Source organism: Secundilactobacillus pentosiphilus (assembly GCF_002217985.1).
Taxonomy (GTDB): Bacteria; Bacillota; Bacilli; order Lactobacillales; family Lactobacillaceae; genus Secundilactobacillus; species Secundilactobacillus pentosiphilus.
Map to the genome: position 1 here is coordinate 89,922 of NZ_BCMI01000004.1, position 10,057 is coordinate 99,978.

A 10,057-nucleotide genomic window follows, 5' to 3' on the forward strand; every position below is an offset into this window, starting at 1 on the left:
CAAGATTAAAAATTTGTGAGGTGAAACCAATGGACGTTGCGATAGTAGGCGTTACCGGCTACAGCGGGACAGTACTTTATACGTTACTCGCTAAGCACCCGGCAATCGACCAAATTAATTTATATGGACATCAAGATGAAGGGAAAGATGGTGAGGTCCGCTATCTCGATCAATTGATTCCAGGTTTTCACGGACAGCACATCAAGATTCAAAAATTTGATCCGCAGCAAATTATGGCAAATAACACAGCAGTCTTTTTTGCAACTTCCGCTGGGGTTTCTAGTCAATTAGCTGGTGACTTTATTGATGCTGATTTTCCGGTTATCGATTTATCGGGGGATTATCGATTACCAGATCCAGCAGAGTACGAGAAGTGGTACCACAAGCCGGCAGCACCAGCTGAGCACTTGCAAAAAGCAACGTACAGCCTAGCTGATTTCTATCAGCCGGGAACGTCTTACATTGCTAACCCGGGCTGCTACGCGACGGCGACGCTGCTCGGATTAGCACCCATGGTTCAAGACGACTTGATTGATCCCGATACCATCGTGGTTGACGCGAAGTCCGGGACTTCAGGTGCGGGTAAAAAGTTGACCGGAATCACCCACTTCACGGAAGCCAGTGATAACCTCCAACTTTATGGGCTAAACACCCACAAACATATCCCAGAGATCGTGGCGCAGCTGAAAAAGTGGAACAATGTAGTCAATGCCATTCAATTCAGTACCACTTTATTACCGCTGACGACGGGTTTAATGGCCAGTATTTATGCCAAAGTTAAGCCAGGTGTTGACCAAGCGCAATTAATGGCTGCCTTCAATCAGGATTATGCCGATTCTACTTTCGTCAACGTATTGGACGGAACGACACCAGATTTGAAAGAAGTTGTTGGCACTAACAACTGCGACATTGGCGTTGTGTACAACCCCGTCACTCAAACTGTGATGGTGATCAGTGTCATCGATAATTTGATGAAGGGTGCAGCCGGTCAGGCCGTCCAAAACTTTAACCACTTGATGGGTCAGGCTGAAACGACTGGGTTACCGACATTACCAGCATTTGTATAACTGAATTGCTAAATGAGAAGGAAGAATTTGTATGATAAAAATGAATGATGTTAAATTAACAAATTTTCAGTGGCCTACGGGCTATTACAATGACGGCATCGAAGTGGGTATTGGAACGACTGATAAGTTAGATTTTGGCTACTTGGTTTCAGAAGTGCCAGCGAGCGCAGCGGGGACGTATACCACCAATAAATTTCAGGCGGCGCCAACGAAGCTGACCAAAAACACGATCAATCAAGATCACGTGCTTCAGGCAGTGGTCTTAAACAGTGCCTGTGCCAATTCGTGTACGGGTAAGCAGGGTGAAAAAAACGCGCTGACTGAACAGCAGCTGATGAGTCAAAAACTAGGGATTGATACAAACTTAGTCGGTGTTGCTTCTACGGGATTGATTGGCTCGCAGCTGCCAATGGATAAGGTGACTGACGGGATCAACCAATTAAGTCCCCACCAAGATGACAACGTGACCAAGGCGGTCCTGACGACGGATAAGAAGTCCAAACAGGCTTGTGTTCAGATCGAAATGGGCGGCAAAAAGGTAACAATCACTGGGTTTGCTAAAGGCTCGGGCATGATTCACCCTAAGATGGCCACCATGTTAGGGTTTATCACAACGGATGCTGGAATTGACGGCGAACTGCTGCAGGAAACGCTCAGTCACAACGTTGATACTACCTTTAACCAAATTACCGTTGACGGCGATACTTCAACCAATGACATGGTCGTGGTGATGGCTAACGGGATGGCCGGTGCACCCAAGCTAACCAGTACCGATGATGCTGACTTTGGCATTTTCCAAGCTGGCTTGCACCTGGTCCTTCAGGAACTGGCTAAGCAGATCGCAGCTGATGGTGAAGGCGCAACTAAGCTGGTTGAATGCAACGTCAACGGCGCGTTCAACGACCTTGAAGGCCAAGAAGTTGCCAAGGCAATCGTTGGGTCAAACCTAGTTAAGGCGGCCATCTTCGGGCAGGATCCTAACTGGGGCCGGATCATTTCAACGATTGGGATGACTAACGCCCACGTTGATATTGATCACGTTGATATTGAAGTCAACGGCATCAAGATGGTTCAAGATAGTTTAGGGTTATCCTTTGATGAGAAGGCCGCAAGTGATAGTATGGGGTCAAGTAAAATTGAGATTGACGTCAACTTGCACGTTGGATCGGCTTCAGGTCAAGCCTGGGGCTGTGATCTGACCTATAACTACGTCAAAATTAATGCCAGCTATCATACTTAAAAAGGAGCGTAAATCGTGAATCTTATCATTGTAAAAATCGGCGGCAACGCCATTTCAAAACTGAACAGCGAGTTCTTCGAACAGTTGCGTCAATGGCATCAAGCCGGTAAAAAAGTGTTATTGATTCACGGTGGCGGTCCGCAGATTTCTCAGCTGTCAGCCAAGATGCATATTCCAACGCATAAGAAAAACGGTATTCGAGTGACGGATGAACAAACCTTAGCCCTTACCAAAATGGTGCTGCTGGGAAATACCCAGCCGGCGTTATTAATGCGGTTGGCACATGAGGGTTTGGTTGCAATTGGGCTGAACGCGTCTGATCAGCAGATGCTGATTGGCACGTACGTGGATCGTGCAACGTACGGTGCCGTTGGTTGTATTACCGGTGTGAATGAACTGGCCTTATCGAAGCTCTTAAACGGTCAGATCGGTGTTTTGGCACCACTGGCACTGACACCGGATGGCGACTGGCTGAACGTTAATGCCGATACTGCGGCAGCGGACGTTGCGCGGGTGCTGAAAGCCAGCCAGCTATATTTGCTGACGGACGTTCCTGGCGTTCTAAAGGATGGCAAAGTGATCTCTGCGATGATCCCGCAGGATTTGCCGCACTTAATAGAAGAAAAGGTCATTACGGATGGGATGCAGCCAAAGCTGTCGGCGGCAGTGAGAGCGGTCCACGCTGGTGTTCAAGCGGTACGCATCACTGACCAGTTGACCCATCCAGGAACAACTTTAAAAATGGAGGCAAACGATTGAAATGAGTATGACACACGTATTTCCAACTTATGACCGGTTTGATTTTGAACCGATTTCTGGCAATGGTGTCGTTGTGACAGACGATCAAGGTCAGGACTACTTAGACTTTACCTCGGGTATCGGGGTTTGCAATTTTGGCTACCAAAACGCTAAGATTCAAAATGCCGTGAGTGTTCAGATGACCAAAATATGGCACATTTCCAACTTGTATCAAAACCACCTGCAGGAAGCAGTTGCTGAACTGTTAGTTGGCGACGAGGATAAATTAGTTTTCTTTGCCAATTCCGGAACTGAGGCTAACGAAGCGGCTCTGAAGCTGGCACGTAAAGCCACAGGCAAATCAAAGGTCTTGTCGTTTAACCACTCATTTCACGGCCGGACGTACGGTTCGATGTCTTTGACTGGCAATGACCATATTAAAGAAGGGTTTGCACCGTTAGTTCCAGACATTAGTTTTGCGGACTACAACGACGAAGCAGCTTTAGATGCCATTACGGATGACCTTGCGGCTGTTATCCTTGAAGTGATTCAGGGTGAAGGCGGCGTGATCGTGGGTGACCAAGACTGGCTGCACGCGGTTCAGGATAAGTGTCAGGCGACGCATACGCTGCTCATCGTGGATGAAGTTCAAACGGGGATCGGCCGGACGGGCTATAAATTTGCTTATCAGGGTGTCGGCTTGGATCCTGACATCGTAACGTCGGCCAAGGCTTTAGCGAATGGACTTCCGGTTGGTGCTATGATTGGGAAAGCCAACTTAGGACCGGCTTTTGGCCCAGGTTCTCACGGGTCGACCTTTGCTGGTAATCCATTAACGATGGCAGCTGCCCAAGCTGTCTTGACACAATTGACGCCAGCGTTTCTAGACGATGTTCAGGAGAAGGCTGCAGCGGTCTGGGAGCAGTTAGATCACTTTGAAGATTTAAAAGTGGTTAAGTCAGTTAGTGGTCGCGGCCTAATGATCGGGATTCACTTAACGGATGATCTGCCCGTCAACAACGTGATCAAGACGCTGCACCAGAAGGGATTGTTGACTCTTCCCGCGGTTGGTAATACGTTGCGGCTGTTACCACCACTAGTAATGAGTAAATCGGATTTATTAAGTGGTATTCAGACCATTTATCAGACGTTAGATGAAAATTAGAGCAAAAAAATGCGAGGGTGCGACACAACTCGGTAGATTCCAGAATATAATGCCAAAATGCACCATCCCAATGGTTTTTATTGGGATGGTGCATTTTGGCATTATATGGCCGGAATCTGAGTTGTGGAGCAGGCTAAGGCTATATTCCAGTATTGAACCAGCATACATTTTAAGCTGTGCTTTAGTTAAGAAATTAACTGGAATTCTTATCGATATAGACTTAAGTCACAGCCCCGTATTTTTTTTACTAGAATTTAGTTAAAGGTCAGCTTGTCGGTACCGTGACCAAAAACTTCTGCTTCTTTAAAGGTGACAGCGTAAACGTTCATGTTGTCGCGAGCCTGTTGATCAAACATTTTGAAGCTGGCGTATTTCTTATCCATTGCCTCAAAGAGTTCACTGCGACGGTCGTTGACCATCTTCGTATCAGCACCAGTGACACGGACGGTGCTGGCATCTTGTGGTGACATTGGGGTAGTTGTAAAAGAAATCTTGCCGTTGGCAGCTAGTTCCTTAACTTTGTCCGTATTCTTAGATGTTGCAAAGTACACGGTGTTTTCTGATTCATTTGGAAAATAAAGAAAGTTCACGGTCCGCACGTTTGGGGTGTGACCAGCTAGTGATTCGGTTGCTACAGCCAGGTTAGTCGCGTTCTCCAGAACGTTAGTATAGGTTTCTTTTGTGGTCATGATAATTCCTCCTAGAAGTTTGCTGTTTCTATTATAGCGCTTTCGTTAAAATCAATCAGTTTTAAATTGACAAGCTTGCGGGATTCCTGTACACTATCTTTGAAATCATATTATATGTCATATAATATTGTGGGAGGTAAACGATGTGGCCATTCAAGTGAGTTCCGAACTATTAGATGGCAGCGTGCTGGCGATCTTAGCACAGCAGGATTATTACGGTTATGCACTAACGCAGCGGGTTCAGCAAGCCATCAAAGTTTCCGAGTCGACGATGTATCCGGTTTTGCGTCGGCTGAAGAAAAACGGCTGGTTAACAACTTATGATGAACCATATCAGGGGCGTAATCGTCGTTACTATCAGATTACAGCAGACGGCAAAGAACGGTTGGCAACCATTCAAGGCGAGTGGAAAAACTTCAAGTTAGGCATTGATTCAATGTTAGGGGATGAAATCAATCATGGATAAATACATCGAGGAGTTTAAAGGTTATCTGAATCAGTTGAGTGATGCTGAGCTGGAGGAAGTTGTGAGCTTCTATTCTGAATACTTAGCGGACGGTGGCTTTGAGAGTTATGAGGCTAGCGTTGAAGAATTAGGTTCACCGCGTCAGCTGGCGCGTAAAGTATTAGCTGATTATTCAATTCGGCTATTGGATGCACCGGAAAAGGAAGGGCAGACCATGCGTAGCCGGGCAGCGCAATCGAAAACGCAGGTCAAAACGATTTGGCTGATTGTCTTAGCCATCCTATCCACACCACTGACGATCCCGTTAGCAATTGGCGTTTTGGCAACCTTGTTTGGCTTATTAGTGGGGGCCGCAGCGATTGTTTTTGCTCTCGTAGTCACGATTCTCTCCCTTGCGGTTGCTGGTATCTTTGTGTTTGGTGTTGGTGTTGGCATTATGGCGCAGTCGATGTCGACTGGCTTGGTATACGTTGGCGCTGGGTTGTGCGTGATCGGACTTTTCGTTGCCCTTATTCCAGCGTTTAAGTGGCTGATTAGTGGTGCCATTCACGTGACGTTATCGGCCAGTCGCTGGTTATACGGTAAACTAAAGTCTAAGAATCAAGCGGAAAAGGAGCGTGACCACAAATGAAAAAGACGTTTATTACGGGGATCATTATCTTGATCATTGGCGGTATCATGCTGGCTATTGGTATTGGACAGGGGGGGATCAAGTCTATCTACTGGGACAATGGCCTTAAAACCGACCAAAGCACTTCGTATTCACGGAAAATCAAAAACGTTGATACCATTAATATTGAGGGTTCCAACTACGGTCCAATTGCCATCCACCGGGGCAACGTTGCTAAAGTCGCGGTGCATGCACAAAAGAGTAATCAAATTAAAACGCATCTTTCTGGTCATGCACTCACCATTTCCGGCCACTCCAGGACCCACTTCATGTTTGGTGATTTTAGTATTGATAACGGTTCGCAAACAATCGACGTTACGGTGCCAAAGAAAACCCAAATCAAAACCATTGATAATCGTGGCGAAATGAGTTTGCACGTCACTGATTTAACCGTTAAAAACTTGAGCAGTAACGGTTATGGTAATTTGAATCTTGAAAATACGACGGTCACCAAGGAGATGAACATGCCGCATCAGAATTATGGTGATATTACAATGAATGGTGTCACTTTCGACCGCGGATTAAATATTGATTCATCGGGTGACATCACGATTCGCAATAGTCATTTTGATAAGGCTGATAGCCGCCTCCATTCAGATGATGGTGAGGTTTATCTCAGCAATAATCACTGGCAGAACCTCAGTGTCACGAGTTCCGACGGTGATTTATATCTGGAGGATCAGTCGGTGAAGGATACGTTGACGGCGAATACCGCTGACGGTGATATTACCGCTCGGATTATTCCTCGAGCTGGCATCGTCATTCACGCGAATAGTTCTGATGGTGATACCAGCATTTATGGTAAGAACCGGCATCGTTACGGTAAAGTTAAAACTAATGGGCAGTCGTTTGAGCTTAATTCTTCGGCTGGCGATGTAACAGTCACTCGTTAAACAAAAAAGGATTTTCCAGTCATCTGGAAAATCCTTTTTTGAAAACCTTAATCCTGTTCAACAATCTTAACATCCGTCCGGTCTTCCTTAACGACCAGGTAGAGGATCTCGGTCTGCTGGTCATCCACAAAGCCTAAATTAATGGCGGGGTAGCCGTCGATCTTGCTGATCCCTTGAAAACGATCGACCATTGACCGCTTCAAGAGTTCCATCGTTTCTCGGTGTGCTGCCGCCTTTTTCTCGGCGGCGCCTAGGGTGAATCCTTGTTGAATGTAATTGTTGATCATGAAAACTCGAATTAACGTCTCATATGAATATTTTCGGTTTTGACCATTCACTTTCTCACTGCTAATATAGCCCTTTTGTTCCCAGTATCTTAGTTGGCTCTGCGATACACCAGTTGCCGCAGAGACGTCGCCGATACCCAAATGCCAGTTAACTTTCTTCGAGAAAGTCGCAAACGCATCGTGTTCCTCAGTGTTCAAATTTATTCCTCTTCTCATCAAATACTTATTGTAACGGTTTTCTTTCCTATAAGAATAGGATTCGAGTTGTTATATTTAATAACGTGCCTATCCGATTTCATAATGACTAGTATATATAATCAAATAAATTTGTCAAGATAGTTGACAAATACCTTTCAAGTTATTATAGTAGTGGACAGTCGTTTAAAAAGCAAGTTATAGAAAAGAAGGTTTTAATTAGTGGGTAACGCAGTAGATACAAAGGGGAAATCCTATAACAGAGGGTTATTGATCATTATCTTACTGGTCGGTACATTCTGTACGGTCCTCAACCAAACTATTTTATCAACAGCATTTCCAACCTTAATGAACGCGTTCAACGTTTCAACGTCAACCGTTCAGTGGTTAACTACCGGCTTTATGCTGGTCAACGGGATCATGATCCCAATCAGTGCTTGGCTAAGTACACGTTTTAATACCAAGTGGCTGTACATTGTCGCAATGACGGTTTTCTTTGCTGGAACCTTCGTTGCTTATACAGCACCAACCTCTAACTTTGGTATCCTGTTAGCGGGTCGTATCCTTCAAGGCCTTGGTGTTGGTGTCACTATGCCGCTTTTGCAAACCATTATGTTGTCAGTTTTCCCACCGGAACGTCGTGGGACTGCCATGGGGCTTGCCGGAATCGTTATCGGTGTGGCACCTGCCATTGGTCCTACCCTTTCAGGATGGGTCATTGATAACTTCTCTTGGCGTGATTTATTCGGTATGACGCTGCCAATTCTTGCGCTAGTCATTATTGCCAGCTTTTTCTGGATGCATCCCGTTTTGGAGACCAAAAAGGAAGGCATCGATGTCCTTTCAGTTATCCTGTCAACGATTGGGTTCGGTAGTGTTCTCTACGGCTTCTCAACGGTCGGTGATGATGGCTGGGGCAGCACTAAAGTCATCAGTTTCTTGATCGTCGGTGCGATTGTCGTTGGTTTGTTCATCTGGCGTCAACTCAAGATGGACGATCCTTTCTTGGAAATGCGGGTTTACCGTTCCAAACCGTTCACGATTTCAGCTATTTTGAGTTCAATCTCAATGATGGCCATGGTGGGTGTTGAAATGGTGATTCCAATGTACCTGCAAATCGTTAAAGGGATGTCAGCATTCCATTCCGGATTAACCCTGTTATTTGGTGCGGTGATGATGGCCTTCATGAGTCCAATTACTGGACGAGCCGTTGACCGTTATGGTGCCAAGCGTTTGTCTATCATGGGAATGGTGCTCTTAACGTTGGGTTCAATTCCATTCATCTTCATTACTAAAAACACACCAACAGCTTACATCGTGATTCTTTATGCCGTGCGGATGTTCGGTATTTCGATGGCCATGATGCCTGCTACTACTGTTGGGATGAACGCTTTACCCGTTAACTTGATTGGCCATGGGACTGCCGTGAACAACACGCAGCGTCAAATTGCCAGTTCAGTGGGTACCGCCATTCTGATCAGTATTTTGAGTAACGTGACTAAGGATGGAATGCCAGCAAAGCACTTATTGAAGACTGATCCATTGTCATACAAGGACCACGCCATCAACGCTACTTTGAGTGGCTATCACGCTGCCTTCATCGTGGCTGCCATCTTCTGTGCCATGGCTGTGATCACCGCACTCTTCATGAAGAACCGTGGAGAAGCAAGTGATTACACTGCAAAAAACGGGGGTGAAAGCAAATGATCTTAATTTTACTAGGCGTATTTGCCGTATTAGCGTTTGTTTTCTTCATCTATATTGAAAACAACGCTGTCAGTATCACGTTAACGATTCTGTCCCTACTGGGATTAGTCGTCTCAAGTGTCTATGCCGTTAAAAACTGGCAACATCATTATGGCTTGGAACAGTACACAACAAGTACGACTAAGACAATCTATTCCGTTAGTCCTAACAAGCAAATGTCGATGATCCTTTACCAGCCAATTGGCTCGAAGAACAATCATCAAGTTTATATTTACAAGAATAGTGAAGCTGCTAAGAAGCCGGTGCATACGCAGGCTAATAGCGATACTAAAAACAAGTTGAGCAGAGTCAATGGCACAACGCAAATGACCACTACTGTCACCCGTTGGCGTTACAAGAATAACGCTGCCAAATTCTGGTTTGCTTTCACTGGTGAAAATCACAAGTTCGTTAAACGGACCAACAAGATTGAAGTCAACAAGAACTGGCTTGTCTTGTCAGTTGCCCAATCTAAGGCGCTTCAAAAACAAATGAAGAACAAGGCCTATCAAGCACAGTTGAAGCAGCAGGGTAAGGCCTTCGTGATGAAGGGCATGCAAGCTGCGATGATGAAGAACCCAACTATGTCTAAAGCTGACCAGGCAAAACTGCAGAAGCAATTGACAGCTGAGTTCCAAGCACAAGCAATGAAGAAATTAATTGCTCAGGTTCAAAAGTAATCAAAGCCTGATATATAAACTGTTTAAACGCTAATTAAACCAAAGGGACCACTCTTCCAGTGAGGAGGGTGGTCCTTTTAGTTGTCATATTTTTTGGGAACTATACCCTTTAAAAATGAATTTTCGTATGTAACCATAAACTCCTACAATAGTGGCATTCTTGCGAAATTGTTCTTATTTTTTTAAACGCCAATTGAAAAATCCTGTAATAATTCTAATTT

At 45.3% G+C, this 10,057-nt stretch carries 11 protein-coding genes; 9 read left to right on the plus strand and 2 right to left on the minus strand.

Annotated features, from left to right (window positions below; all coding sequences use genetic code 11):
- Positions 1 to 29 precede the first annotated feature (29 nt).
- The 4 genes from argC to argD are packed head-to-tail and all read left to right on the plus strand — an operon-like array spanning position 30 to position 4,210.
- Entirely contained in the window at positions 30 to 1,067 is a 1,038-nt protein-coding gene (gene argC / locus CES81_RS03055) for an N-acetyl-gamma-glutamyl-phosphate reductase (RefSeq protein ID WP_089120628.1), read from the plus strand.
- 31 nt (positions 1,068 to 1,098) lie between these two features.
- A complete protein-coding gene (argJ, locus tag CES81_RS03060; protein ID WP_089120629.1) occupies positions 1,099 to 2,307 on the plus strand; it encodes a bifunctional glutamate N-acetyltransferase/amino-acid acetyltransferase ArgJ in 1,209 nt (402 codons plus the stop codon).
- Between the two features lie 15 nt (positions 2,308 to 2,322).
- Entirely contained in the window at positions 2,323 to 3,066 is a 744-nt protein-coding gene (gene argB / locus CES81_RS03065; protein WP_439951271.1) for an acetylglutamate kinase, read from the plus strand.
- Position 3,067: 1 nt separating this feature from the next.
- On the plus strand, positions 3,068 to 4,210 hold the full coding sequence (argD, locus tag CES81_RS03070) for an acetylornithine transaminase (RefSeq protein ID WP_089120631.1): 1,143 nt from the start codon (positions 3,068 to 3,070) through the stop codon (positions 4,208 to 4,210).
- Between the two features lie 254 nt (positions 4,211 to 4,464).
- Here argD and CES81_RS03080 read toward each other — a convergent pair whose 3' ends face one another.
- Entirely contained in the window at positions 4,465 to 4,899 is a 435-nt protein-coding gene (locus CES81_RS03080; protein ID WP_089120633.1) for a pyridoxamine 5'-phosphate oxidase family protein, read from the minus strand.
- A gap of 145 nt (positions 4,900 to 5,044) precedes the next feature.
- Between CES81_RS03080 and CES81_RS03085 the strand changes: the two genes are divergently transcribed.
- From CES81_RS03085 to CES81_RS03095, 3 genes are read left to right on the plus strand one after another with little or no spacing between them, the layout of a single operon-like run.
- Positions 5,045 to 5,365: a PadR family transcriptional regulator gene (locus CES81_RS03085; protein ID WP_089120634.1), complete on the plus strand. Its 321-nt coding sequence runs from the start codon at positions 5,045 to 5,047 to the stop codon at positions 5,363 to 5,365.
- Entirely contained in the window at positions 5,358 to 5,996 is a 639-nt protein-coding gene (locus tag CES81_RS03090) for a DUF1700 domain-containing protein (protein WP_180949705.1), read from the plus strand. The genes CES81_RS03085 and CES81_RS03090 overlap by 8 nt, the downstream gene beginning before the upstream one ends.
- Positions 5,993 to 6,928 carry a DUF4097 family beta strand repeat-containing protein gene (locus tag CES81_RS03095; protein WP_089120636.1) on the plus strand — a complete coding sequence of 312 codons (936 nt, stop codon included), beginning with the start codon at positions 5,993 to 5,995 and terminating at the stop codon, positions 6,926 to 6,928. The genes CES81_RS03090 and CES81_RS03095 overlap by 4 nt, the downstream gene beginning before the upstream one ends.
- A gap of 47 nt (positions 6,929 to 6,975) precedes the next feature.
- Here the strand turns inward: CES81_RS03095 and CES81_RS03100 are convergent, their stop codons facing one another.
- Positions 6,976 to 7,413, minus strand: a complete 438-nt coding sequence (locus CES81_RS03100) for a MerR family transcriptional regulator (protein WP_225356335.1) — start codon at positions 7,411 to 7,413, stop codon at positions 6,976 to 6,978.
- A gap of 219 nt (positions 7,414 to 7,632) precedes the next feature.
- Between CES81_RS03100 and CES81_RS03105 the strand changes: the two genes are divergently transcribed.
- Together CES81_RS03105 and CES81_RS03110 are read left to right on the plus strand one after the other, a co-directional pair.
- The gene (locus tag CES81_RS03105) at positions 7,633 to 9,117 is read left to right on the plus strand and encodes an MDR family MFS transporter (RefSeq protein ID WP_089120637.1); all 1,485 of its coding nucleotides are present in this window, start codon (positions 7,633 to 7,635) and stop codon (positions 9,115 to 9,117) included.
- Positions 9,114 to 9,836: a DUF4811 domain-containing protein gene (locus CES81_RS03110; protein WP_089120638.1), complete on the plus strand. Its 723-nt coding sequence runs from the start codon at positions 9,114 to 9,116 to the stop codon at positions 9,834 to 9,836. The genes CES81_RS03105 and CES81_RS03110 overlap by 4 nt, the downstream gene beginning before the upstream one ends.
- Positions 9,837 to 10,057: the final 221 nt, after the last annotated feature.